The organism is Sphingopyxis sp. HIX, from assembly GCF_001468285.1.
In the GTDB taxonomy this organism is placed as follows: domain Bacteria; phylum Pseudomonadota; class Alphaproteobacteria; order Sphingomonadales; family Sphingomonadaceae; genus Sphingopyxis.
Genome location: NZ_LNSB01000009.1, coordinates 56,465 through 80,758, shown reverse-complemented (window position 1 = coordinate 80,758; position 24,294 = coordinate 56,465). Strand labels below are relative to the sequence as shown.

Genomic DNA, 24,294 nt, shown 5'->3' with positions numbered 1-24,294 from the left:
AACCAATGTGCGGGTGGGGAATCCTGGTCAATCGCGACGGGCGGCCCGTCGAGCGCGCCATGCTACAGGCGATGGCGAACGCCGTCGCGCATCGCGGCCCCGATGCCGAGGGGATCGTCGAGCTCGGTGCCGTCGGCCTTGCGCATCGCCGCCTCGCAGTGATCGACGTCAACGACCGCTCGAACCAGCCGATGCGCAGCGGCGACAATTGGCTGCAGTTCAACGGCGCCATCTATAATTTCCGCGAACTGCGTACCGAACTCGAGGCGCTCGGCCACACATTCCACACCAAATCCGATACCGAGGTGCTGCTCCACGCGCTCGACCAATGGTGGGTCGACGCGCTGCCGCGGCTGCAGGGGATGTTCTCCTTCTGCTTCTACGACGGACGGCGGAAGAAGCTGCTGCTCGCACGCGACCGCTTTGGGATCAAGCCGCTCTGCTATCATCTCTCGGACCGTGTGTTCATCGCGGGCTCTGAAGCAAAGCAATTGCTCGCCACCGGTCTCGTCGGCTCGACGCCCGATCACAGCGTGCTGCGCACCTTCCTCGAATATGGCCGGCTCAACCTCGACGAGCGCAGCTTCTTCGCCGACATCAAGACGCTGGCGCCCGGCGAGTTCGCGATCCACGACCTCGCCGGCGGCCAGTTCCTCAAAATGCGCTGGTACGACCTCGCGATCCATGTCGAGCCGCAGGACATCGGCTATGGCGAGGCGTGCGAGCGGTTGCACGCGCTGTTCGACGACGCGGTGCGTTCGCACCATGTCGCGAACGTTCCGGTGGGCGCCAGCCTGTCGGGCGGGATCGACAGCTCGTCGATCGCCGCGGCGAGCGCGCCCGTCGTCGGCGATCCGGGCGATTTCCCGCTCTTCACCATCTATCATGCCGACGAGCGCCACGACGAGCGCGGCTATGCGACGCAGGTCGCGCAGCGCTTCGGCTTCCGCCACGTCGAAGTGCCGGTCTCGCTGCTCGACTATTACACCCCCGAATGGCTCGAAAGCTTCGCATGGTCGCAGGACCAGCCGCTCCCCGGCGGCAGCCATTTCAACGAGCACGCGCTGTTCAAGGCCGCGCACGAAGCGGGCGTCACGGTGATGCTCGACGGCCAGGGCGCCGACGAATATTTCGGCGGTTATGGCGAATTCTGGCTCGCGGCGCAGCGCGCGGCGCTCAGGAGCGGCGACATCGCCGAGGTCGGCCGCAACCTGCGCGGCCGCGGGCTGACCAACGCCGAATCGCTGACGCTCACCACGCGCAAGATGGTTGCGGCGCTGCTCCGGCGCGAGAGCGACATCTCGCCGCTGATGGCCGGGCTGTGGCGCGGCAAGGGCGCCGCGCGCCACGCCTATGCCTTGCCCAAGGATTTCCGCGCCCTGTCGTTCGACGAACTGGTGCGGTCGAGCATCCCCTATCAGCTCCATTCGCAGGACCGCAACGCGATGCAGTTCGGTATCGAATCGCGCGTGCCCTTCCTCGATCACCGGCTGGTCGAGTTCGTCTGCGGCCTGCCCACCGACTATCTGGTCGGGCGCGGCTGGCAGAAGCGCATTTTCCGCGACGCGATGGGCGAATTGCCCGACGCGATCCGCTGGCGCCGCGGCAAGATCGGCTTTTCGTCGCCCGACGCCGAGTTCGGGGTGCAATATCCCGAGCGCCTCGCCGCGATGCTGGGCGATGCCACCGCGACGCTCGCGCCGCTGCTCGATACCGCCGAACTCGGCGCGCGGCTGGGCCGTTACCGGCTCGAGCCCAAGCGCTACGACCCGGCGATATTTCGCTTGATCAGCCTTGCGGCGTGGGTCAGGCGGTTCGCGGTTTCGCTGTAACCCCCGGGCGGCCGCCGCGGCCGCCGCCGAAGATGATGATTGGCGCGAATTTGCTGGCCCGACTGTTCCACCTGCGACGTTCGTCCTTCCTGCGCAGCGCCGCGACCCTGTCGGGCGGGCAGTTCGTCGCGACGGCGATCAGCTTCGGCTTCGCGCCGATCCTCAGCCGCCTCTATGCGCCGCAGGATTATGGCGTGCTCGCGACCTATATGTCGATCGCGGTCATCCTGTCGGCGCTCGCCAATCTCCAGATGGCGCGCGCGCTGGTCGCCGAGGCCGACGAGGAACAGGCGCATGCGCTACTCGGGCTCAGCCTGCTGCTCGCCTTCGGCTTTTCCGCGCTGACCCTCGCGGGGGTGCTGCTGCTACGCGCTGGTGGGATCCAGGGGCTCGACGATCTCGGTGTCTGGCTCCTGCTGCTCCCCGCCACCGTGCTTGCCTCGGGCACCGGCGCGGCGCTGCTCGGCTGGGCGAACCGCCACCACCGCTACCGGCTGATGAGCGGCTACCAGATCCTCAACGTCCTCGTCTCGTCGGGCGGCGCGCTGCTCCTCGCCTGGGGCGGCTATGGCGCGCGCGGGTTGATGACCGGCTATTTCCTCGGCCAGCTGGCCGCTTTCCTGTGGGTGTGGATCGGCAATCGCGACGCGATCGCCGGGCTGCGCGGCCTGAGCTGGGCGCGAATGCGTGCGGCGGGCCATGCGCACCGCAATTACGCGCTGTGGACCACCCCTACCTCGATGATCGAGCAGGTCTCGTCGGCCTCGCCCGTGCTCGTGCTGTCGCTGTGGGGCAATATGCTGGCGATCGTCGGCCATTATAATCGAGCGCGCGGGCTGCTGATGCTGCCCGTCGGCATCCTGGGCGGCGCGATCGGCCAGGTCTTCTTCCGCCGCGGCGCGCAGGATATGGCGCGCGCCGGCCATTGCCGCCCCTTGTTCTGGAAGCTTGTCGCCGGGATGACCGCGATCAGCGCGCCGACCTTCCTCCTGCTCGCGCTGATCGCGCCACAATTGTTCGTCTTCGTCCTCGGGCCGCAGTGGAGTGAGGCGGGGCATATCGCGCGCATCCTGGCACCGGTGATGGCGCTGCAGCTGATCGTCATGCCCGCCTCGAAGGTGCTGTGGCTCTATCACCGCCAGCGGCTCGACTTCTTCCTGTCGATCCTGTTCGCGGTGGTGACCACCGTGGCGGTCGCGTCGGTCGCCTTTCTGGGTTTTGCGCCCGAAATCGCCATCGACGTGTTTGCGGGCGCGCAGATATTGTTATACCTCGTTTATCTTGGCAGCAGCATCCTGATCGTCGAGCGCGATCACCGAAGCAGACGGGGGCAGTCCGCGGAAGCGGCAGCGGTGAAACCATGATCACCATCGTCGACTATGATGCGGGCAACCCGCGCTCGATCATCAACATGCTCCAATATCTGGGGCATCGTGCCGAGCTGACCGGCGATCCCGACAAGGTGGCCAAGGCCGAGCGGCTGATCCTGCCCGGGGTCGGCAAGTTCGACTGGGGCATGCAGCGATTGCACGACAAGGGCCTGTCGGCGCCGCTCGACGAGGCGGTAAAGCGCGGGGTGCCGATGCTCGGCATCTGCCTCGGCGCGCAATTGCTGACGCGTGGCAGCGAGGAGGGCGCGCTCCCCGGCTTTGGCTGGGTTCCCGCGACGACGGTCGCCTTCGACCGCAGCCGCCTCGATACGCGGCTCAAGGTGCCGCATATCGGCTGGGCCGACACCGGCTGGAACGCCGGGCACCGAATGGCGGTCGATACGCCCGAGGCGCGCTATTATTACGTCCACAGCTTTCATATCGCGTGCGACGATCCGCGGACCGAGCTGTGCCATACGGTCCACGGCTATCGCTTCACCGCCGGGGTCGAGCGAGACAATGTCTTCGGGGTGCAGTTCCATCCCGAAAAGAGCCTCTCCTTCGGCATGGCGGTACTCAGCCGCTATGCGGGGCTCTGAGCGATGACCCCCGCGCTCCCCAACCTCGTCGTCATCGGTGCGATGAAATGCGGCACGACCAGTCTCAACGACTATCTCGACCTGCATCCCGACGTGCATATGGCGGCCGACAAGGAGATCAACTTCTTCTCGGGCGAGAACGCCCACCGCTCGCTCGACTGGTATACGGCGCAGTTCGACGGATCGAAGGCGGTGCGCGGCGAGGCGTCACAGAATTACACCAAGAGCCACCACCCCTTCTACAAGGGCGCGCCCGAGAAGATGGCGGCGATCATTCCCGAGGCGAAGCTCATCTACCTCGTCCGCGACCCGATCGAGCGCTATCGCTCGCACATCGTCGAAAATTACGTCGGCGAGACGGTGCAGGAGGATATCGCCTGGAACCTCGCCAACGATCATCAGTTCCAGACCGGCAAATATGCCTGGCAGCTGCGCTTCTTCCTCGAGCATTTCCCGATCGAGCAGGTGCTGGTGGTCGACAGCGACGAGCTCAACCGCGCGCGGCACGCGACGATGAACAGCATATTCGCCTTCCTCGGGCTCGATCGGGTCGAGGATGAACAGGCCTTCGCCTTCAAGTCGAACACCAATGCGACGAACGGCGTCCCCAACCGCTGGCGGATGGCTTTGCCCTATCGCGCCGCGCGCAAGCTTGCGCCCTTCGACCTCGACGCGCAGCTCAGCCGGCCTGCGGTGGCCAAGGTGCTGTTTCCGGGCCTCGAAAAGCCCGAACTGACCGACGAGCAGGTCGACGACCTGCGCAACCGCTACGCCCCCGAGGTCGCGCAACTACGCGCGCTGACGGGCCAAGCCTTCGCGAAATGGCAGGTTTGAGCCGCATGCGCCGCATCCGCGTGATCCCCGTGCTGACCATCGACCGCGAGCGGCGGCTGGTGAAGACCGTCGCGTTCGGCAAGCGCACCTATATCGGCGACCCGATCAACGCGGTGCGCATTTTCAACACCAAGATGGTCGACGAGATATTGCTGCTCGACATCGACGCGAGCGTCGACGGCCGCGGGCCCAGCTTCGAGGCGATCGGCGATATCGTCGAGGAGGCTTTCTTGCCAATGGGTTATGGCGGCGGCATCCGCAGCGTCGACGACGCCGCGCAGTTGTTCCAGCTCGGGCTCGAAAAGGTCGTGCTGTCGAGCGAAGCGCTCGCCAATCCGGGGCTGGTGACCGCCATCGCCGAGCGCTTCGGCGCGCAGGCGGTCGCGGTGTCGCTGCCCTATGCCAAGAAATTGCTCGGCGGGCAGCAGGTTCTCACCCGCAGCGGCAAGAGCAAGACCGGCCAGGCGCCCGTCGAGGCGGCGAAGGCGATGGTCGCGGCGGGCGCGGGCGAGATCATCGTCTACAGCATCGACCGCGACGGCAAATGGTCGGGCTACGACCTCGCGACGGCGACCGCGGTGGCCGAGGCGGTCGACGTGCCCGTGGTCGCGTGCGGCGGCGCGGCGGGGCTCGGCGATTTCCTGCCTGCGGTGCAAGGGGGCGCGTCGGCGGTGGCGGCGTCGAGCCTGTTCGTCTATCGCGCACCGAATCAAGGCGTCCTCATCTCCTATCCCGACGAGGCCGACCTCAAGCAACAGCTCTTCCAGAAGCTTGACTGAACGAGACCCAGTGACCCAGGCGACCTCTCCCCTGCCCACCTCCTCGACGCGCGTCTGCACGCGCACCGTCATGGACGGCAGCGATCCCGACATCGTCTTCGACGCCGACGGCGTGTCGAACCATTGGCACGAATATCAGGCGCTGATGGCGACGCAGCCGGATGCCGGGCAGAAGAAGGCGCGGCTCGAGAAATTGCTCGCCGACATCAAGGCCGACGGCGCGGGCAAGGATTATGACTGCGTCATCGGCCTTTCGGGCGGGGTCGACAGCAGCTATGTGACCTGGCTCGCGAAGCAATGGGATTTGCGCCCGCTGATCGTCCATTTCGACAATGGCTGGAATAACGAGCTCGCGGTCCGCAATATCGAGAATATCTGCAAGAAGCTGGGCTTCGAGCTCCACACCTTCGTGATGGACTGGGAAGAGTTCCGCGACCTCCAGCGCGCCTATTTCAAGGCCTCGGTCGTCGATCTCGAGGTTCCCACCGATCATATGATCTCGGGCGCGCTCTATCGGCTCGCGGCGCGGCACAAGCTCAAATATATGCTCTCGGGGCTCAATTTCGCGACCGAATCGGTGATGCCGCCGTCGTGGAACTATGCGAAGTTCGACCTCGAAAACATTCGCAACATTCACAAAAAATTCGGCACGAAGCCGCTCAAGAAGCTCCCGGCGCTCGGCGTGTGGCAAAAGGCCTGGTACCAGCTGATCCGCGGCATCCATTCTGAAGCCGTGCTCGACCTGATCGACTACAACAAGGCCGAGGCTAAGGCGCTGCTGATTCGCGAGCTCGACTGGGTCGACTATGGCGGCAAACATTATGAATCGCTCTTCACGCGTTTCTACCAAGGTTACATCCTCCCGCGGAAATTCGGGGTCGACAAGCGCAAGGCGCATCTGTCGAACCTGATCCTGTCGGGCCAGATGACACGCGACGAGGCGCTGCGCGAGCTGCAGCAGCCGACCTATGACGAGGCGCTGCAGGAACGCGACAAGGCCTATGTGCGCAAGAAGCTCGGTTTCACCGAGAGCGAGTTCGAGGCGGTGCTGAACTTGCCCAACCAGCGGCACGAGATCTACGGCACCGACAAGGCGCAGCGCGAGCGCTATTTCCGCGTCGTCGGCGCGCTCGGCAAGGCGATGCGCGCCGTTGGCCTGAAACGCTAGGCCGATGCCTGCCCCCGACCTACTCGGCGCTCCGCTGCGGATTTTGATGCTGTCGCCGCAGCCGTGGACCGGGCTGCAGGTGTCGAAGCATCATTATGCACGCGAACTCGCGGCGCTCGGCCATGACGTCATCTTCGCCAACCCGCCGACCGGCGACGGCGCGATCCGCCTGACGCCGAGTGACACCGCGAACATCATACTGCTCGACCATCCGCGCATGCCGCTCGCGCGCGCCAAATATCGCGCCACGCCGCTGTTCGTCGCCGCCGCGCGCTTCCGCGCGCGCGCGATCCGGAAGCTCGTGGGCGCGGTCGACCTGCTCTGGGATTTCGACAATGCGCGGCAGTTCGCCGACCATCGGCCGTTCCGCGCACCCGCATCGATCCTGCACGTCGTCGACCGGCTCGATCCCGGCGACGATATGCATCGCCACGCCGACCTGATCCTCGGCATCGACGCCTCGATCGTCGGCGATATCGCGCCCGAAGGGCGGCCGAGCCATGTCGTCGGCCACGGCCTGTCGCCGCTGTTCGCCGAAGCCGCGCGCGTGCGCCTCGCGGCCCCGCGCATCCGCACCGCCGATGCGCCCGTGACGATCGGCTTCATTGGCAATCTCGCGCAGCCCGCGATGGACCGCGACCGCGTCGCCGCGCTCGTTGTCGCGCATCCCGACTGCATCTTCCGCTTCATCGGCCCCGTACAGGGCGAGACGGCGGAAATCCGCGCCTGGGTCGACGGGCTCGCGGCGCAGCCCAATGTCGAAATGGCCGGTCTGCTCACCGGCGATGCGCTGATCGCCGCGACCGTCGACGTCGATATCTGGCTGCTGCCCTATGACGTCGCGCGTGATCGCAATCGCGGGGTCAATTCGCATAAATTGCTCGAATATTTCGCGCTCGGCGGCGAGGTCGTGAGCAGCGCGATCGCCGCGCAAGCCGATGCGCCGGGTATCTTCATGGCCGCGCCGGGGGCGCCCGACGAACTGACCGAAAAGCTCGACGCCGCGATTGCGGCGGTGCGCGAAGGCCGCGATACCGGCTGGCGCGCACGGACCGAGCTCGCGCTCGCGAACAGCTATCGCGCCAATCTAGACCGCATCGCCGCGCATCTGAAGGACAGCAGCACATGAGCATGGAAATCAGCGCGAACAGCCGGCTCGCCAACCGCATCCTGCGCCGGCTCGGCCAGTTCGCGCGGATCAACCGCAATGTCGCCGCCGACGTCGGCGGCACACGCGTCGCGGTGCCGGTGTCGGCGGGGCTGATGGCCGAACTCACCGAGCCCTGGATGCTCGCGCTGCTCCGCCGGCTGATGGCGCTCGGTCCCGGAACCTTCGTCGATGTCGGGGTCAATCTGGGGCAGACGTTGATCAAGGCGAAGGCGATCGACCCCGCGCGCCGTTATGTCGGGTTCGAACCCAACCCCGTGTGCGTCCATTATGTCGAGGAACTGCTCGCCGCCAACGGCTGGCCGAACTGCCGCGTCGTCCCCGCTGGGCTCGGCGCGAGCAGCGGGATCGTGACGCTCGAACTCTACAACGGCCGCAGCGGCGACAGCTCGGCGTCGATCGTCGAGGGTTTCCGTCCGGGCGAGGCGGTGAGCTTTCGCAAGACTGTCGCGATCCTCGGCGCCACCGACCTGCCCGACGACCTGCTCGCGCCGCCGGTGGGCGTCATCAAGATCGACGTCGAGGGCGCCGAGGCCGACGTCATCGACGCGCTGGCGCCGGTGATTGTGCGCGACCGTCCGCTGATCACGATGGAGATCCTGCCCTGCTATTCGGCCGAGCGCACCGACCGTATCGCGCGGCAGGCCCGGATCGAGGCGCGGCTCGCGGCGGCCGATTACCGCATCCTGCGGGTGCTCCACGCCGGACAGGGCGGCGCTTTCGCCTTCGAACCGCTCGGGACGATCGGCATCCACGGCGACCTCGCGCTCTGCGAATATGTCATGTGCCCCGCCGAGCGCGCCGCCGAACTGACTGCGGGCTAGAGCCGCTTCGGTAGCAACCCCAGTTTCCGCCGCAGGCTCCGCTTCAGCACCTCGCGGCGGCCGAGCGTCATCACCGTGATCGGCGCATCGAACATCGTGCGTTCGGCAAGCGCTGCCTTGCCGAGCCGCGGGTTGCCCGGCAGCATCGCGCGATAGCGCGCCGCGGCGGCGGGCCGCGCGACGAACAATTTATACGGCGTGATCAGGAAGGGCTGCAGCCGCTCGCGCGCCTCGGTCAGGACATGGATCGCCGCGACCGACACATCGGGCCAGCCTATTCCGAAGAAATCGTGGATCACCATCACCCCGTCGTCGGCGAGCACCGCGTCGGCGAGCCGCAGGTCGCTGCTCACCGTCGCATAGTCGTGCCCGCCGTCGACGCTGATCAACCGCAGCGTCCCGATCCGCTCACGCATCGCCTCGGGCGTGACCGTCGTCGAATCGATCTTCCACACCTCGCTCTCGTCGAGCGCGATGCCCAGCTTCGCTTGGTTGTCGAAAAAGGCGCGGTCGCGCCCGGCGTGGATGTCGGTGTTGAGCCCATCGTCCTCAAACAGGTCGATCGCCAGCGCACGCTCGCCCGCCTGCCGCAGCAGCGCGAGGATGAAGAAGAGCTTGCCGTGATGTACGCCGATCTCGGCGAGGTTGCCCTTGATCCCCTGCTCGACCTGCCAGCGGCCGACCGCATCGATCGCCGCCGCCTCGACTTGTCCGAAATAGCCGGGCACCGCCTCGATCTGGCGGGCAAGATAAAGGTCGAGAGCTTCGAATGCGGCGGCCAAGGCGCGCTCCATGCTGGGGTGATCGGGTGAAGCGGCGCTATCGCAGCCATCGGGGCCGCGCAACCGCGGCGCCACTAAAAGTCGGCAAAGCTCAGCCCGCGAGCGGCGCCTGCGCAGGCGTGCTTTCCTGGTTCACCTCTTCGGGCGGGCGGAATTCGGGAACCAGTTCGTGCAGGATCGTCAGGCATTCGTCGGCGCGGCCATGGTCCATCGCGTCGCGCAGCGCATTGAGCTTGCCCGACAATTCGCCCCATTCGAGCATCGCCTCGCGCGCCTGCATGATGCGGCTGTGCCCCGTCGGCTTGGGATCGTCGCCGATCAGAAGCTCTTCGTAGAGCTTCTCGCCCTGGCGCAGGCCCACCTCGGCGATTTCGATGTCGCCGTCAGGATGATCCTCGTCGCGCACGGTGAGCCCCGACAGGTTGATCATCGTGCGCGCGAGTTCGATGATCCGCACCGGCTTGCCCATGTCGAGCACGAACACCTCGCCGCCCTTCGCCATCGCGCCCGCCTGGATGACGAGCTGCGCGGCCTCGGGGATGGTCATGAAGAAGCGCGTGACGTCGCGGTGGGTGACCGTCACAGGCCCGCCATTCTTGATCTGCTCGCGGAAGAGTGGGACCACCGAGCCGCTCGACCCCAGCACGTTGCCGAAGCGCACCATCGCGAAGATCGTCTTGCTACCGCGGCCCGCGAGGCCCTGCAGCACCAGTTCGCACACGCGCTTCGACGCGCCCATGACGTTGGTCGGGCGCACCGCCTTGTCGGTGCTGACCAGCACGAAGTTGGTGACGCCGACGCGGTCGGCCTCGCTCGCCATGAACAGCGTGCCGCAGACATTGTTGCCGATGCCCGCTATCGGGTTCGCCTCGACCAGCGGCACATGCTTGTACGCCGCTGCGTGGAAGATGGTATCGGGGCGCCAGCGCGCGAGCAGGCGGCGCACGGTCGGCTGGTCGGTGACATTGCCCAGTTCCTCGATCAGCTCGGGCTGCTGTCCCTCGGGCAGTGTGGCGATCACCGCCTGCAATTCCTGCCCGATCGCATAGAGGCCATATTCGGACGATTCGACGAGGATTAACTTATGCGGCCGCATCGTCACGATCTGGCGCGTGAGCTCGCTGCCGATCGAGCCGCCGGCGCCGCTGACCATCACCGTCTTGCCGACGATCGTGCGGCCCAGCAACAGCTGGTTCGGCGGCACCGGGTCGCGGCCGAGCAGATCCTCGATCTGGACGTCGCGCAGATCGCTGACCGACACTTGCTCGTCGATGATCTGGCGCATGTCGGGCAGCATGCGCACGCGGATCGGCCAGTCCTCGAGCGATTTCATCACGCGCCGGCGTTTCGAGCGCGTGACGTGCGGCAGCGCGAGCAGCACGTCGGTGACGCCATAGGTGTCGACCAACCAGGGCAATTTGGGGCGCGAATAGATCGGCACGCCGTCGATGATCTCGCCCTCGATCTTGCGGTCGTCGTCGATGAAACCGACGAGGCGCATCGAGGGGTCGCTGCGCAGCGCCATCGCCAGCCGCTGCCCCGCCTCGCCCGCGCCATAGATCAGCACGATCGACGCCTGCTGGATATCGCGCCGCTTGAGAAGGTCGACGACCGCATAGCGCGCGACGATGCGGACCATCGCCAGGAACAGGAGGAAGACGATCGGCTGGATCACCGACAGCGTCCGCGGCACGCCGTCCATGCCGATCAGCCCGAAGATGACGACGATCGGGATCGCATAGAGCGCGACCGAATAGCCGAGGCCGACCATCGTGCGGCCACCGGAGAACCGCAGGATCGAGCTGTAAGTGCCGCGAATCAGGAAGATCGGGAGCCAGCTCGACAGCGCAATCACCGCGGCCAACCCGACCTCCGGCTCGAAGATCCCCCATCGTCCGAGCCGTAGCGAGAAGGCGACGAGCACCGCCGCGACGCAGAGCATCGCGTCGGCGACGATCAGGATCGCGCGCTTTTCGCTGCGCCCGAGGGCAACGAGCGACGCCAATGTCGCAAGAATGCGCTCTTCGACCACCGCCCAGGCCCGCGCAAGGATCATGCGGCGATGCCCTGTCCGGTCTTGAGGAAGCGCCGCGAGCTGCCCTCGATCACCAGCGCGGTCAGCATCCCGCTGCGATAGGCGCCGGTGTCGATGCCGATGCGGTTGACGCGGCAATCGACGTCGGGGGTGATGGTGTGACCGTGGACGACCATCACGCCATGATCCCGGTTGTCGTCGAGAAATTCGTCGCGGATCCAGCGCAGGTCGTGCGCCTGTTGCTGTTCGAGCGGACGCCCGGGAAAAATGCCCGCGTGGACAAAAAGATAGTCGCCGATCTGCACATAATCCACCATCGAGCGGAACAAACGGACATGCGAAGCCGGTATGCCGGCGTGGATTTTGGCGACCAATGCCTCTCTATCGCCGAAAATCGACGTGTCTTCAAGCCCGTAGCTTTGCAGCGCCTGTTCCCCGCCATAGCGTATCCACCCCGGCAGCTGCGAATGCGCGCCGTCGAGGATTTCGAGCAGCGCCTCTTCGTGATTGCCCATCAACAGGTGCATCTCGTCGACGCCCTTCGGTACGGTCAACAGCCGCTCGACGACCTGTGCCGATTGCGGGCCGCGATCGATCAGGTCGCCCAGCATCACCAAGTGCACGCTTTCGGCGGGATTGCGCAAGCTTTCGTCGGCGATACGCTCGAGCAGCGCGTCGAGCAGGTCGAGCCGGCCATGGACGTCGCCGATCGCATAGACGCGCGTGCCGTCGGGTGCCTGCGGCCAGTCGTCGACAACGGGCTCGGGATCCGCCTTGCGGCTGAAAAGTCTTTTTAACATCATCTTACCGATTGAAACTGACACCCCACCCCAATGCCGGTCTGTCGCCGCAGCCCCGCTACAACGCACAAACCGCCCCCGGGATGCATTTCCCCGAGCATTTACCGGCAACGCGCGCAATGACAAGGATCACAGCTGCGGCAGTTTCGCCACGAAGTTAAGCGGATAACAACCAAAATCGGCTAGGAGACACGTCCATGACCCGCCGATACAAGAGCCCGCGATGAAAGTGATGACGGTGTTCGGGACGCGTCCCGAAGCGATCAAGATGTTTCCCGTCGTGCACGCCTTGCGGGCGCAACCCGGGCTCGACGTCCGCGTCTGCGTCACCGCGCAGCACCGCGAGATGCTCGACCAGGTGCTCGAAATCGCGCGCATCACGCCCGATATCGACCTTGACGTCATGCAGGCGAACCAGACGCTCGACGGGCTGCTCGCGCGGCTCGTCACCGGGCTGGGCGAGACCTTCGACGCCGAAAAACCCGACCGCATTCTCGTCCATGGCGACACGCTGACCACGATGGCGGCGACGCTGTCGGCCTATTTCCGCAAGATCCCGGTCGGCCATGTCGAGGCGGGGCTGCGCAGCGGCAATATCTATCACCCCTGGCCCGAGGAGGTGAACCGCAAGGTCACCGGCGCGGTCGCCGACCTGCATTTCGCCCCGACCGAAACGGCCGCCGCGGCCTTGCGCGCCGAGAATGTTCCTGCCGACCGCATCCACATCACCGGGAACACCGTGATCGACGCGCTGCTCGCGACCAAGGCGCGCATCGACGAGGAACCGTCGCTCGCCGCGGGGCTCGACCCGCTGGTGGAGCGCTTCGCGGGCCAGCGCATCGTCGCGGTCACCTCGCACCGCCGCGAGAATTTCGGCGACGGCATGAAGGCGATCGCCGACGCGATTGCCGCGATCGCCGCGCGCCCCGACGTCGCGGTGATCTTCCCGGTGCACCCCAACCCGCATGTCCGCGCCGCGATGGAGCCGATCCTCGGATCGCTTGGCAACGTCGCGCTGATCGACCCGCTCGACTATCCGCATTTCGTACGCCTGCTCGCGTCGAGCGAACTGGTGCTGACCGACAGCGGCGGGGTGCAGGAGGAAGCGCCCTCGCTCGGCAAGCCGGTGCTGGTGATGCGCGAGACGACCGAGCGCCCCGAAGGCATCGAAGCGGGCACCGCGCGGCTGGTAGGGACGAACAGGGACCGCATCGTTTCCGAAATTTTCAGCCTTTTGGACGATGAAGAGGCTTATGCCGCCATGGCGCGCGCCCACAATCCGTTCGGCGACGGCACGGCTGGCACCCAGATTGCGGAGATTGTCGCGCGTGCCCGTTGATATCGAACAGAAAGTCACCGTCGTCGGCCTCGGCTATATCGGCCTGCCGACCGCCGCACTGATCGCGCGCTCGGGCTGCAAGGTCACCGGGATCGACGTCAGCGCAAAGGTGGTCGAGACCGTCAACAGCGGCAAGGTGCATATCGAGGAAGTCGACCTCGACGGCCTCGTCCAGGGTGTCGTATCGCGCGGTGCGCTCGTTGCTTCGACGACGATGGTGGCCGCCGACACATTCGTGATCGCGGTGCCGACCCCGCACGACGACGAGCATCGCCCCGACATCAGCTACGTCCTCGACGCTGCGCGCGCGATCGCCAAGGTGCTCGAACCGGGCAATCTCGTGATACTCGAATCGACCTCGCCGGTCGGCACGACCGAGAAGGTCGCCGAACTCCTCGCCGCCGAGCGCCCCGACCTCAAGGTCCCGGGCCGTTGCGCGGGCACCCCCGACATCTTCCTGGCTTATTGTCCCGAGCGCGTTTTGCCGGGCCGCATCCTCGTCGAGCTGGTCGACAACGATCGCTGCATCGGCGGCATCACCCCGCGCTGCGCGCGCCGCGCGATGACCTTCTACCGGCAGTTCGTGCGCGGCGCCTGCGTCACCACCACGGCGCGCGCCGCCGAAATGGTGAAGCTGGTCGAGAACAGCTACCGCGACGTCAACATCGCCTTCGCCAACGAACTGTCGATGATCGCCGACAAGATGGGGGTCGACGTCTGGGACGTAATCCGCCTCGCCAACCTCCACCCGCGCGTCAACATTCTGCAGCCGGGCCCCGGCGTCGGCGGGCATTGCATCGCGGTCGATCCCTGGTTCCTTGTCCATGGCGCGCCCGACGAGAGCCGCCTGATCCGCACCGCGCGCGAGGTCAACCTCGCCAAGACGTCGCACGTCATCGTCGCGACCGCCGCGCTCGTCGCGAGCCATCCGCAGGCGAAGGTCGGCGTGCTCGGCCTCGCCTTCAAACCCAATATCGACGATTTCCGCGAAAGCCCGGCGGTCGAGGTCGCCGCCGCGCTCGCGCGCCAGTTCGGCAAGCGCATCCGGATCGTCGAACCCTTCGCGCGCGGCCTGCCGATGGAATTCGCGGGCAGCGGCGCCGAGCTGGTCGAGCTCGACGATGCGCTCGCCGAGTGCGACGTGATGATCGTGCTCGTCGATCACGACGTGTTCAAATCGGTCCCGCTCGAGGAACGCAGCGGCAAGATCGTCTATGACACACGCGGGCTGTGGCCCGACCAGGGCTGGCCGACCGCACCGAGCGCGCCGCGCGCGGTGGCGTAAACCGCCCTCCCCTTGCAGCGGCATGGGCCATGGCCCATATCGCGCCGCATGACCGATCCCCATGCGCATAGTGCCTCGCCCTGGCACGGAACCACCATCCTCTCCGCCCGCAGCCCCGACAAGGTCGTCATCATCGGCGACGGCCAGGTGTCGATGGGCCAGACGGTGATGAAGCCCAACGCCCGCAAGGTGCGCCGCCTCCACGATGGCAGCGTCATCGGCGGCTTTGCCGGCGCGACCGCCGACGCCTTCACCCTGTTCGAACGCCTCGAAGCCAAGCTCGAACGCCACAACGGTCAGCTGCTACGCGCCGCGGTCGAACTCGCCAAGGACTGGCGCACCGACAAATATCTCCGCAATCTCGAGGCGATGATGATCGTCGCCGACAAGGAGGTGACGCTCGTCATCACCGGCAACGGCGACGTGCTCGAACCCAAGGGCGGCATCGCGGCGATCGGGTCGGGCGGCAATTTCGCGCTGTCGGCGGCGCGCGCGCTCGTCGACTATGAAAAGGACCCCGAAATCCTCGCGCGCAAGGCGATGGAGGTCGCAGCCGACATCTGCGTCTACACCAACGACCAGTTCACGCAGGAAGTCATCGACAGCAAGGCTTGATGATTTATGGTCGGCGGGTGACCCTGACGCTCCCCCGCCGCCATTTCGTCGCCGCCTCGGCCGCGCTCGCCCTCCCCGGCTGCGCGATGACCACCGCGCGCACGCCGATCAGCACCACGCCGTGCCTCGCGCCGGTCAAAGCCTCGCCCGACCGCGTCATCCGCACCGTGGCAGGCCTTCGCCCCTATCGCGCGAGCGGCTTCGTCGTACGCGCCGATACGCTCGGTACCAAGCGGCTTGTCCACAATTACGGGCATGGCGGCGCCGGTATCACGATGAGCTGGGGCACCTCGAAGCTCGCGGTCGAAATGGGGCTACCAGGGCACAGCGGCCCCGCCGCAGTGATCGGCGCGGGCGTGATGGGGCTATCGACCGCGCGGCTGCTGCAGGAAGCGGGCTTCGCCGTCACCATCTATGCCAAGGCGCTGCCACCCGAGACGACGTCGAACATCGCCGGCGGGCAGTTCCACCCGTTCAGCCTTTACCGCAAGGACATGGTGACGCCCGAATGGCAGCGTCAGTTCGTGAAGGCGCTCGATTACAGCTGGCGGCGGTTCCAGATCATGGTCGGCGAGGATTATGGCATCCGCTGGCTGACCACCTATACCGAGGGGACGCAGGAGGAGCCCAAGCTTCCTTATTTTCCGCCCGCCGCGCGCCAGCTTCGCCCGGACGAACATCCCTTCCCCGTCGAGCGGCTGTGGCGCTACGATACGCTCTATGTCGAGACGGGCCGCTACCTCCGCCAGATGATGCGCGATTTCACCGGCGCGGGCGGCCGCATCGCGATACGCAGCTTCGCCGCGCCCGCCGAGATCGCCGACCTGCCCGAGGCACTGGTCTTCAACTGCACCGGGCTCGGCTCGCACACCCTGTTCGGCGACGCCGAACTCACCCCGATCCGCGGCCAGCTCGCGATGCTGATCCCCCAGCCCGAGATAAATTACGCCTTCACCGGCGAGGCGGGCTATATGTTCCCGCGTCCCGACGGCATCGTCCTCGGCGGCAGCTACGAACGCGGCAAATGGGAAGCCGAGGTCCAGCCCGAACGCATCGCGCGCATCGTCGCATCGCATCAGGCGCTGTTCGCCGGCTTTCGCTGCCCCGCTTGAAACGCGCCAACGAACCGCCATCTAGCGCTCTCATGATTTTCTGTCCGGAACCCTCCCCCATATGAACGAAGCTTTGACCCCGAAGGCGATCGTCGCCGCGCTCGACACGCACATCATCGGCCAGGACGCCGCCAAGCGCGCGGTCGCGGTGGCGCTGCGCAACCGCTGGCGTCGCCAGCAGCTCGCGCCTGAGCTTCGCGACGAGGTCAGCCCCAAGAATATCCTGATGATCGGCCCCACCGGCTGCGGCAAGACCGAGATTTCCCGCCGCCTCGCCAAGCTCGCCGACGCGCCCTTCATCAAGGTCGAAGCCACGAAATTCACCGAGGTCGGCTATGTCGGCCGCGACGTCGAGCAGATCGCGCGCGACCTGGTCGAGGAAGCCGTACGCCTCGAGAAGGAACGCCGCCGCGGCGCGGTGCGCGCCGCTGCCGAGGAAGCCGCCATGGAGCGGCTGCTCGACGCGCTCACCGGCAAGGGCGCGAGCGAGGCGACGCGCCAGAGTTTCCGCCAGCGCATCCGCGAAGGCCATCTCGACGACAGTGAGGTCGAGATCGAGGTGTCCGACGCGCCGTCGATGCCTTTCGACCTGCCCGGCCAGCCGGGGCAGATGAACATGATCAACCTCTCCGACATGCTCGGCAAGGCGATGGGCGGGCTGCCCAAGAAGCGCCGCAAGATGAAGGTCATCGACGCCGCGACGCGGCTGATCGAGGAGGAGCAGGACAAAAGGCTCGATCAGGACGATGTAGCGCGCGTCGCGCTCGCCGACGCCGAGGCCAATGGCATCGTTTTCCTCGACGAGATCGACAAGATCGCGGTCAGCGACGTGCGCGGCGGCTCGGTCAGCCGCGAAGGCGTGCAGCGCGACCTGCTGCCGCTGATCGAGGGCACCACCGTCGCGACCAAATATGGTCCGATGAAGACCGACCATATCCTGTTCATCGCCTCGGGCGCCTTCCACGTCGCGAAGCCCAGCGACCTGCTGCCCGAGCTCCAGGGCCGCCTGCCGATCCGCGTCGAGCTCGGTGCGCTCACCGAAGGCGATTTCATACGGATTCTCAGCGAAACCAAGGCGGGGCTGCCCGAACAATATGCCGCGCTGCTCGGCACCGAGGGCGTCACGCTGAACTTCCGACCCGACGCGATCGCGCGCGTCGCGAAGCTCGCCGCGGAGGTCAACGAGAAGGTCGAGAATATCGGCGCCCGCCGGCTCCAGACGATCATGGAGCGGCTGGTCGAGGAGGTCAGCTTCACCGCCGAGGAGATCGGCGGCACCACGCTCGACGTCGATGCCGCATACGTCGACCGCCAGCTGTCGGACATCGTCGGTGACACCGACCTCAGCAAATATGTGCTCTGACTAGCCGCCCGCGCGCGCCGCGAGCCATGCGGCGACGTCGGCGCAGCGCGGGTTGTTGGTGACGGTGACCGAGGTTTCGGCCCAGCCTTGCGGCGTTGCATCATGTTCAGCGTCGCGCATCGCGATGTCGGCGCCGGCCTGAACGAGCAGCTCGACCATCGCGAGATCGCCGTTCCACGCCGCCGAATGCAGCGCGCTGTGGCGCGAGCCCGCTTCGGCGCGCGTATTGGGATCGGCGCCCTCGCCGATCAGCCAGCGCGCGAGGTCGTGATGCCCGAAATCGACCGCGCCCATCAGCACGGCGTCGCGCCTCGCGATGGCGGGATCGGCAGCGATCAGCATCGCCAGCGCCTCGCGGTCGCCGAGCCGCGCAAATTCCTGCGGCTGCGGGGCCAGTCCGCGCAGCATCATATGCCGTACCAGCTCGCCGCCTCCGGGGCCCGAGCGGCTCATCGCCTCGATCGGCGTGGTGCCCCAGCGATCCTTGGCTTCGGCGTCGGCGCCGAGCTCGATCAGCCGGTCGATTGCCGCGGGCGTGCGGGCGAAGGCGAGAATCGAACCGCGGTTGGGCGCGATCCGGGGCAGTCCGCGCTTCAAGAGCTTCAGCACGAGTGCATCGTCGCGCAGCAGCAGCGCCTCGACCAGCCCGACCTTGGCGCCGCGCGCGAATAGTGCTTCGCGCATATCGGCACGGTCGCGCGAAAAGGTCAGCATCAGCGGCGACCAGAGATCATAGCCGTCGTTGCGCCCGTCGACATCGGCGCCAGCGGCGAGCAGCAGGTCGAACAGGTCGCGCCGCTTCGTTTCGATCGCGACGTGCAGCGGCTGTGGCCGCCCGCCCCAGAAGGGGTGCGGGCCGATCGCATTGACCAATTCCGGATTCGCCGCGAGCGCGGTGCGTACCGCCTCGATCCCGCCGTCGCCGACCGCGAGCAGGAAAGCTGCGACCTTGGCCTCCGGGATCTCGGTTGCTGGGGCCTCGACATGCGCCTTCAGCGCACGCCAACTCGCAAAACCATGGCTGCGCGCGAGCGCCAGCTGTGCGTCGGCGAGTTTGGCACCTGGATTCGTCGCGCGAAGCGCAGACAGGCTTTGGCGGGCGGTCTTGCGGAGCCAGGCAAGGCTGGCGCGCGGCGGCAGGGATGACGACATGAAACACCTTCTTTCCCAGGGCCCGGCGCCGGCGACCTCGGGCAGAAAGAAGGGCTGTGCGCGATACGCGGTGCAGGTGGGTTCAACCCTGTTCGCCGACCGAAGGCCGCCTGTACGGCCATGGCGATGCTAGGCCGCCGGCGGTTAACCGTCAACGCCCGCGCGCCGTCCCGCGAACGGACTTAATTCCGGCCCTTTTCAGCCGTTCATTTACCGAACTTCATTTGACTTTGCCGCGCCGACGGTGCGATGAACGGCGCGCACGGTCGAACCGGGTTGCAAACGGCCGGCACGGAGACAGTAATGGCAGATGAGGAGGCCCCGGAACAGGGCGAACTGGCGATTACGCGCACGGGGGACCGGCTGCGGCAGGCGCGCGAGGCGGCGGGGCTGTCGCTCGCCGACGTCGCGACGCGCACGCGGATCACCCAGCGCCATCTCGAAGCGATCGAGAAGTCCGATTTCGCCGCCCTGCCCGGCCGCACCTATGTCACCGGTTTCGCGCGCGCCTATGCCCGGGCGGTCGACCTGCCCGAGGCCGAGATCGGCGCGTCGGTGCGCCGCGAGCTCGAGGAAGAGGAATATGGCCGTCCGTCGTACGAGGCCTATGAGCCCACCGACCCCGCGCGGCTGCCGACGGCGCGGCTGACCTGGACCCTCGTCATCGTCGCGCTGGTGCTGGTGTCGGCCTATGGCGTGTGGCGCTTCCTGTCGGTCGAGCCCGACGAGGCGCTGATCGCTGCGCAGAATCGCGCCGCCGAGGAATCCGAAGCCCCCTCCACGGCCGCCGCTCCCGCCACCAAGACCTCGACGAAGGCTGGCGCGGTTCCCGCCGATGCCCCTGTGGTCCTCACTGGCCTGTCCGAAGTCTGGATCGGGTTCGACGATGCCACGGGCAAGACCGAGAATTGGCGGACGCTCGACGCGGGCGAGACCTACGAAGTGCCCGCCGAATATGTCCAGCAATTCACGCTGCGCACCAGCATCCCGCAGGCGCTGAAGGTGACGGTCGGCGGTCGCGACATCGGCGCGATCGGCCCCGCCGATACTTTGGTCAAGAATATCTCGCTGAAGCCCGCCGACTTGGTCGCGCGCGCCGACGGCGCGGGCGCGGCGCAGACGCTGGCTCCCGTTCCGACCAAGCGCTGAGAGGAGATACCCTCGACGGACCGAAAGGTCGCCGCGCCGATTGGATTTGCGCAAATGCCCCCGTGCGCGTTATGGATCGCGCGATGGTTAACTGGGTGGGGGCCGAAAGGCAGATGAACATGCGTCACTTTACACTCCTGGGCACCGCGGCGATGGCGCTCGCGGTTTCGATCCCGGGCGCGGCGACGGCGCAGGACGACACGATCGGCAAGCGCGTCGACCGGCTCGAAAAGGAAATGCGCGCGGTACAGCGCTCGGTCTTCCCGGGCGGTAGCCCGACCTTCTTCGAAGGCGAGATCGCGCCCGACAACACGCCGGGCGAACGCTCGCGAGCCGGCGCCAATGCGCCGGTGATCGACCTCACCGCGCGCGTCGACGCGCTCGAAAGCCAGCTCCAGACGCTGACCGGCCAGACCGAGCAGAACGCTTTCCAGCTGCGCGAACTCGAAAAGCAGTTCACCGCCTATAAGGCCGAGATGGAAAAGCGCCTCGCTGCCCCGCCGCCGGTGACCGAGACGGTGACCCCGGCAAGCCTGCCGGTGACGCCCGTCGCCAAGCCGCCCGCAACCACGACGGCATCGACGACCAAGCCCGCGACGACGACTCCCGCCGCCGCGCCCACGAAAAAGCCCGCGGCGACGCCCGCCGCATCGGGCAGCAGCGCCGCGCGGCTCGCGCTGGTCAAGAAGGTCGAGATTCCCGCCACGGGAAACGAGGTCGATGACGGCTATAATTATGGCTACCGCCTGTGGGAGGCGAAACTCTACCCCGAGGCGCAGACGCAGCTGAAGGACGTCGTCGCCAAATGGCCGAACCACCGGCTCGCCAGCTTCGCGCAGAACCTGCTCGGCCGCGCCTATCTCGACGAGGGCAAGCCCAGCCTCGCTGCGGTGGCTTTCTATAACAATTACAAACAGAACCCCGGCGGAGCTCGCGCGCCGCACAGCCTGATGTACATGGGCGTCGCGCTCGACAAGCTCGGCCGCAAGGACGCCGCGTGCAAGGCCTTCGCCGAACTCGAAGAGACCTATGGCGACAAGGCGCCGCAGGATGTCCGCACCGATGCAGCAGCCGCAAAAACAAAAGCCGGCTGCTGAGGCCGACGCGCCGCACCGGCTCGCGCGCCAGGTCGAGGTGCTAGTCGGGCCGGGCTGGCAGCAACGCAGCTATGGCGTCGCGGTGTCGGGTGGCCCCGACAGCATGGCGCTGCTCTGGCTGATGGCGACCCTGCTCCCCGGCCAGGTCAAGGCCGCAACGGTCGATCACGGTCTGCGCCAGGGTTCCGATGAGGAAGCACGCATGGTCGCGGGTTTCTGCGCACGCGAGCGCATCCCGCACGTGACGCTAAGACCGCCGACGCCGATCAAGGGGTCGCTACAGGCCGCGGCGCGTGCCGAGCGCTATCGCCTGCTCGAAGAGTGGCGCCAGGACCATGGGCTGGCACATATCCTCACCGCGCACCACGCCGACGACCAGCTCGAAACGATCGTCATGCGGCTCAATCGCAGCAGCGGTGTCGGCGGGCTCGCGGCGATCCGCGCGAAGAACGGCTTCATCCTGCGCCCGCTGCTCCACTGGCGCCGCGACGAGCTCGTTCGGCTCGCGCTCGACGAAGATCTGCCCTTCGTCGACGATCCGTCGAACGCCGACAGTCGCTTCGACCGCGCGCGGCTGCGCCATGCGCTGGCGTCGCAGACGGTGCTCGACGTCGAGGCCGCGGCGCGCTCGGCCGACTGGCTCGCCGAGGCCGACGAGGCGATCGATTGGGCCGTCGAGCGGCTGATCGCGGGCTGGCCCGACGCCTCGGACATCGCGGTGATCCGCGACGAAGGCTATCCGCCCGAGATTTTCCGCCGCGTCGTCACCCAGCGCCTCCGCGCCAACGCCGCCGGGCTGCCACTCCGCGGCGCCTCGCTCGACGGCGTCGTCAAGGCGATGAAGGACGGGCGCCGCGCAATGGTCGGCGCGCTGCTGATCGACGCCGTTCCGGGCCTCGAGGGCACGATCTGGCGCATTTCCGCCGCGCCGCGCCGGAAAGCGCGCAAATAAGGCCGAAAGGCTCATTGTCATTTAACGCGATTATCCTATCTTGGCAGGATACAAGCGCGACGCGCGCGGCTTTTGGAAAGATTCCGATGCAGGACGACAAGGAACCGCAGGGCAACCCCTGGATGAAGAGCGTGATGATCTGGAGCGGCATCCTGCTTGCCATGCTCCTCGTCGCCTCGATGTTCGGCGGTGCATCGCAGCCTGCGGGCAATGCCCTCACCTATTCGGAGTTCCGCCAGAAGATCGAGGACGGCAGCGTCAAGGACGTCGTGCTGACCGAGGAACGCGCAACCGGCACACTGTCGAACGGCGACCGTTTCAGCGCCAACCTGATCCGCGATCCCGAGCTGCTCAAGCTGCTCAACGACAACAACGTCAAATATGACGGCAAGCCCACCGAAACCGGCAATATCTGGGTCTATCTGCTGATCCAGTCGCTGCCTTTCCTGCTCATCCTTGGCATCGCCTTCTTCGTCTTCCGCCAGGTGCAGAAGAACAATGGCTCGGGCGCGATGGGCTTCGGCAAATCGCGCGCGAAGATGCTCACCGAAAAGCAGGGCCGCGTGACTTTCGACGACGTCGCGGGCATCGACGAGGCGCGCGAGGAACTCGAGGAAATCGTCGAGTTCCTGAAGGACCCGACCAAATTCTCGAAGCTCGGCGGCCAGATCCCCAAGGGCGCCCTGCTCGTCGGCTCGCCCGGCACCGGCAAGACCTTGCTCGCCCGCGCGATCGCGGGTGAGGCGGGCGTGCCCTTCTTCACCATCTCCGGATCGGACTTCGTCGAGATGTTCGTCGGCGTCGGCGCATCGCGCGTCCGCGACATGTTCGAACAGGCCAAGCGCAACGCGCCGTGCATCGTCTTCATCGACGAAATCGACGCCGTGGGCCGCCATCGCGGCGCCGGGCTCGGCAACGGCAACGACGAGCGCGAACAGACGCTCAACCAGTTGCTCGTCGAGATGGACGGCTTCGAGGCCAATGAAGGCATCATCATCGTCGCGGCGACCAACCGCCCCGACGTGCTCGACCCCGCGCTGCTCCGTCCCGGCCGCTTCGACCGCCAGGTCGTCGTGCCGCGCCCCGACATCGAGGGCCGCCAGAAGATCCTCGAGGTGCACACGCGCAAGAAGCCGCTGGCGCCCGACGTCGACCTCCGCCGCATCGCGCGCGGCACCCCGGGCTTCTCGGGCGCCGACCTTGCGAACCTCGCCAATGAGGCCGCCTTGTTGGCCGCGCGCAAGGGCAAGCGCCTGATCGCCTCGAACGAGTTCGAGGAAGCCAAGGACAAGGTGCTGATGGGCGCCGAGCGCCGCTCAATGGTGATGACCGAGGACGAGAAGAAGGCGACCGCCTATCACGAAGCCGGTCATGCGCTCGTCTCGCTCCACGTCGAGCATAACGATCCGCTGCACAAGGTGACGATCATCCCGCGTGGCCGCGCGCTGGGCGTGACGTGGAACCTGCCCGAACGCGACCGCTATTCGCAGAATATGAAGCAGATGAAGGCGCGCCTCGCGCTCTGCTTCGGCGGCCGCATCGCCGAGCAGTTGATCTATGGCAAGGACGAGCTCAACACGGGCGCGTCGAACGACATCCAGCAGGCGACCGACATGGCGCGCGCCATGGTCATGGAATATGGCATGTCCGAAAAGCTCGGCTGGCTGCGCTACCGCGACAATCAGGACGAAGTCTTCCTCGGCCACAGCGTGTCGCGCGCGCAGAATATGTCGGAGGAAACCGCCAAGCTGATCGACGCCGAAGTCCGCCGCCTCGTCGAGGAAGGCGAGAAGGTCGCGCGCAAGGTGCTCACCGACAATCTCGACGAGCTCCACCTGCTCGCCGCGGCGCTGCTCGAATATGAGACGCTGTCGGGCGAGGAAGCGAAGCGCGCGATCAAGGGCGAGGATATCGGCCGCGAGGACGATGCCGGCAAGCGCGGCACCCCCGTGTCTGGCCACGCCGGCGGCCTGCCGCAGATCAAGCGCAAGCCGCGTCCCTTCGGCGGCCCCAACCCGCAGGGCGCCTGATCCGGCGCC

General features: G+C 66.7%; 21 protein-coding genes. 17 read left to right on the top strand and 4 right to left on the bottom strand.

The genetic code is table 11. From position 1 onward, the window contains the following. Nucleotides 1-5: 5 nt before the first annotated feature. From asnB to ATE62_RS06240, 8 genes are read left to right on the top strand one after another with little or no spacing between them, the layout of a single operon-like run. A complete protein-coding gene (gene asnB / locus ATE62_RS06275) occupies nt 6-1,832 on the top strand; it encodes an asparagine synthase (glutamine-hydrolyzing) (RefSeq protein WP_058808659.1) in 1,827 nt (608 codons plus the stop codon). A gap of 32 nt (nt 1,833-1,864) precedes the next feature. Further along, nucleotides 1,865-3,196, top strand: coding sequence for an oligosaccharide flippase family protein (locus ATE62_RS06270; protein ID WP_058818468.1), 1,332 nt, complete (start codon nt 1,865-1,867; stop codon nt 3,194-3,196). After that, nucleotides 3,193-3,801: an imidazole glycerol phosphate synthase subunit HisH gene (hisH, locus tag ATE62_RS06265; protein ID WP_058808657.1), complete on the top strand. Its 609-nt coding sequence runs from the start codon at nt 3,193-3,195 to the stop codon at nt 3,799-3,801. Before ATE62_RS06270 ends, hisH begins: the two co-directional genes overlap by 4 nt. A 3-nt stretch (nt 3,802-3,804) precedes the next feature. Further along, a complete protein-coding gene (locus tag ATE62_RS06260; protein WP_058808656.1) occupies nt 3,805-4,635 on the top strand; it encodes a sulfotransferase family protein in 831 nt (276 codons plus the stop codon). Next, complete coding sequence (locus ATE62_RS06255) at nt 4,623-5,414, top strand: HisA/HisF-related TIM barrel protein (RefSeq protein WP_197412014.1); 792 nt, start codon at nt 4,623-4,625, stop codon at nt 5,412-5,414. Before ATE62_RS06260 ends, ATE62_RS06255 begins: the two co-directional genes overlap by 13 nt. A gap of 10 nt (nt 5,415-5,424) precedes the next feature. Beyond that, complete coding sequence (locus ATE62_RS06250) at nt 5,425-6,582, top strand: N-acetyl sugar amidotransferase (protein ID WP_197411694.1); 1,158 nt, start codon at nt 5,425-5,427, stop codon at nt 6,580-6,582. A 4-nt stretch (nt 6,583-6,586) separates the two neighbouring features. Beyond that, nucleotides 6,587-7,711, top strand: a complete 1,125-nt coding sequence (locus ATE62_RS06245) for a hypothetical protein (protein WP_058818467.1) — start codon at nt 6,587-6,589, stop codon at nt 7,709-7,711. After that, nucleotides 7,708-8,574 carry an FkbM family methyltransferase gene (locus tag ATE62_RS06240; RefSeq protein ID WP_082662638.1) on the top strand — a complete coding sequence of 289 codons (867 nt, stop codon included), beginning with the start codon at nt 7,708-7,710 and terminating at the stop codon, nt 8,572-8,574. The genes ATE62_RS06245 and ATE62_RS06240 overlap by 4 nt, the downstream gene beginning before the upstream one ends. Here the strand turns inward: ATE62_RS06240 and ATE62_RS06235 are convergent. The 3 genes from ATE62_RS06235 to ATE62_RS06225 form a co-directional block, all read right to left on the bottom strand. Continuing rightward, a complete protein-coding gene (locus tag ATE62_RS06235; RefSeq protein ID WP_197411693.1) occupies nt 8,571-9,356 on the bottom strand; it encodes a class I SAM-dependent methyltransferase in 786 nt (261 codons plus the stop codon). The two genes, ATE62_RS06240 and ATE62_RS06235, sit on opposite strands and share 4 nt — an antisense overlap. 91 nt (nt 9,357-9,447) lie before the next feature. Continuing rightward, complete coding sequence (locus ATE62_RS06230) at nt 9,448-11,412, bottom strand: polysaccharide biosynthesis protein (protein WP_058808650.1); 1,965 nt, start codon at nt 11,410-11,412, stop codon at nt 9,448-9,450. Then, entirely contained in the window at nt 11,409-12,194 is a 786-nt protein-coding gene (locus ATE62_RS06225) for a metallophosphoesterase family protein (protein WP_058808649.1), read from the bottom strand. Before ATE62_RS06225 ends, ATE62_RS06230 begins: the two co-directional genes overlap by 4 nt. Before the next feature lie 220 nt (nt 12,195-12,414). On the opposite strand from ATE62_RS06225, the gene wecB reads away from it, so the two are divergent. The 5 genes from wecB (at nt 12,415) to hslU (ending at nt 17,905) form a co-directional block, all read left to right on the top strand. Then, nucleotides 12,415-13,530 (top strand): non-hydrolyzing UDP-N-acetylglucosamine 2-epimerase, encoded by a 1,116-nt coding sequence (wecB, locus tag ATE62_RS06220; RefSeq protein ID WP_058808648.1) that lies wholly within the window; start codon nt 12,415-12,417, stop codon nt 13,528-13,530. Continuing rightward, complete coding sequence (gene wecC, locus ATE62_RS06215) at nt 13,520-14,815, top strand: UDP-N-acetyl-D-mannosamine dehydrogenase (protein ID WP_058808688.1); 1,296 nt, start codon at nt 13,520-13,522, stop codon at nt 14,813-14,815. The genes wecB and wecC overlap by 11 nt, the downstream gene beginning before the upstream one ends. A gap of 48 nt (nt 14,816-14,863) precedes the next feature. Further along, complete coding sequence (gene hslV / locus ATE62_RS06210; protein ID WP_058808647.1) at nt 14,864-15,430, top strand: ATP-dependent protease subunit HslV; 567 nt, start codon at nt 14,864-14,866, stop codon at nt 15,428-15,430. Between the two features lie 17 nt (nt 15,431-15,447). Beyond that, the gene (locus tag ATE62_RS06205; protein WP_231736154.1) at nt 15,448-16,542 is read left to right on the top strand and encodes an FAD-dependent oxidoreductase; all 1,095 of its coding nucleotides are present in this window, start codon (nt 15,448-15,450) and stop codon (nt 16,540-16,542) included. A 61-nt stretch (nt 16,543-16,603) separates the two neighbouring features. Beyond that, nucleotides 16,604-17,905 carry an ATP-dependent protease ATPase subunit HslU gene (hslU, locus tag ATE62_RS06200; RefSeq protein ID WP_058808645.1) on the top strand — a complete coding sequence of 434 codons (1,302 nt, stop codon included), beginning with the start codon at nt 16,604-16,606 and terminating at the stop codon, nt 17,903-17,905. On the opposite strand, the gene ATE62_RS06195 is transcribed toward hslU, so the two are convergent. Beyond that, nucleotides 17,906-19,057, bottom strand: coding sequence for an ankyrin repeat domain-containing protein (locus ATE62_RS06195; RefSeq protein WP_058808644.1), 1,152 nt, complete (start codon nt 19,055-19,057; stop codon nt 17,906-17,908). A 303-nt stretch (nt 19,058-19,360) separates the two neighbouring features. Here ATE62_RS06195 and ATE62_RS06190 point away from each other — a divergent pair, with 303 nt between their 5' ends. The 4 genes from ATE62_RS06190 (at nt 19,361) to ftsH (ending at nt 24,285) form a co-directional block, all read left to right on the top strand. Continuing rightward, nucleotides 19,361-20,206: a helix-turn-helix domain-containing protein gene (locus ATE62_RS06190; RefSeq protein ID WP_058808643.1), complete on the top strand. Its 846-nt coding sequence runs from the start codon at nt 19,361-19,363 to the stop codon at nt 20,204-20,206. 113 nt (nt 20,207-20,319) lie between these two features. After that, nucleotides 20,320-21,303: a tetratricopeptide repeat protein gene (locus tag ATE62_RS06185; protein ID WP_058818466.1), complete on the top strand. Its 984-nt coding sequence runs from the start codon at nt 20,320-20,322 to the stop codon at nt 21,301-21,303. Further along, nucleotides 21,257-22,255: a tRNA lysidine(34) synthetase TilS gene (gene tilS / locus ATE62_RS06180; protein WP_082662637.1), complete on the top strand. Its 999-nt coding sequence runs from the start codon at nt 21,257-21,259 to the stop codon at nt 22,253-22,255. The genes ATE62_RS06185 and tilS overlap by 47 nt, the downstream gene beginning before the upstream one ends. A gap of 86 nt (nt 22,256-22,341) precedes the next feature. Then, nucleotides 22,342-24,285, top strand: a complete 1,944-nt coding sequence (gene ftsH, locus ATE62_RS06175; RefSeq protein WP_058808277.1) for an ATP-dependent zinc metalloprotease FtsH — start codon at nt 22,342-22,344, stop codon at nt 24,283-24,285. Nucleotides 24,286-24,294: the final 9 nt, after the last annotated feature.

Bases quoted from the DNA above. Each gene is read 5' to 3' on its own strand.
- asnB (WP_058808659.1), top strand. From the start codon at position 6: ATGTGCGGGTGGGGAATCCTGGTCAATCGCGACGGGCGGCCCGTCGAG.
- ATE62_RS06270 (WP_058818468.1), top strand. From the start codon at position 1,865: ATGATGATTGGCGCGAATTTGCTGGCCCGACTGTTCCACCTGCGACGT.
- hisH (WP_058808657.1), top strand. From the start codon at position 3,193: ATGATCACCATCGTCGACTATGATGCGGGCAACCCGCGCTCGATCATC.
- ATE62_RS06260 (WP_058808656.1), top strand. From the start codon at position 3,805: ATGACCCCCGCGCTCCCCAACCTCGTCGTCATCGGTGCGATGAAATGC.
- ATE62_RS06255 (WP_197412014.1), top strand. From the start codon at position 4,623: ATGGCAGGTTTGAGCCGCATGCGCCGCATCCGCGTGATCCCCGTGCTG.
- ATE62_RS06245 (WP_058818467.1), top strand. From the start codon at position 6,587: ATGCCTGCCCCCGACCTACTCGGCGCTCCGCTGCGGATTTTGATGCTG.
- ATE62_RS06240 (WP_082662638.1), top strand. From the start codon at position 7,708: ATGAGCATGGAAATCAGCGCGAACAGCCGGCTCGCCAACCGCATCCTG.
- ATE62_RS06230 (WP_058808650.1), bottom strand. From the start codon at position 11,412: ATGATCCTTGCGCGGGCCTGGGCGGTGGTCGAAGAGCGCATTCTTGCG.
- ATE62_RS06225 (WP_058808649.1), bottom strand. From the start codon at position 12,194: ATGATGTTAAAAAGACTTTTCAGCCGCAAGGCGGATCCCGAGCCCGTT.
- wecB (WP_058808648.1), top strand. From the start codon at position 12,415: ATGAAAGTGATGACGGTGTTCGGGACGCGTCCCGAAGCGATCAAGATG.
- hslV (WP_058808647.1), top strand. From the start codon at position 14,864: ATGACCGATCCCCATGCGCATAGTGCCTCGCCCTGGCACGGAACCACC.
- hslU (WP_058808645.1), top strand. From the start codon at position 16,604: ATGAACGAAGCTTTGACCCCGAAGGCGATCGTCGCCGCGCTCGACACG.
- ATE62_RS06195 (WP_058808644.1), bottom strand. From the start codon at position 19,057: ATGTCGTCATCCCTGCCGCCGCGCGCCAGCCTTGCCTGGCTCCGCAAG.
- ATE62_RS06190 (WP_058808643.1), top strand. From the start codon at position 19,361: ATGGCAGATGAGGAGGCCCCGGAACAGGGCGAACTGGCGATTACGCGC.
- ATE62_RS06185 (WP_058818466.1), top strand. From the start codon at position 20,320: ATGAACATGCGTCACTTTACACTCCTGGGCACCGCGGCGATGGCGCTC.
- tilS (WP_082662637.1), top strand. From the start codon at position 21,257: ATGTCCGCACCGATGCAGCAGCCGCAAAAACAAAAGCCGGCTGCTGAG.
- ftsH (WP_058808277.1), top strand. From the start codon at position 22,342: ATGCAGGACGACAAGGAACCGCAGGGCAACCCCTGGATGAAGAGCGTG.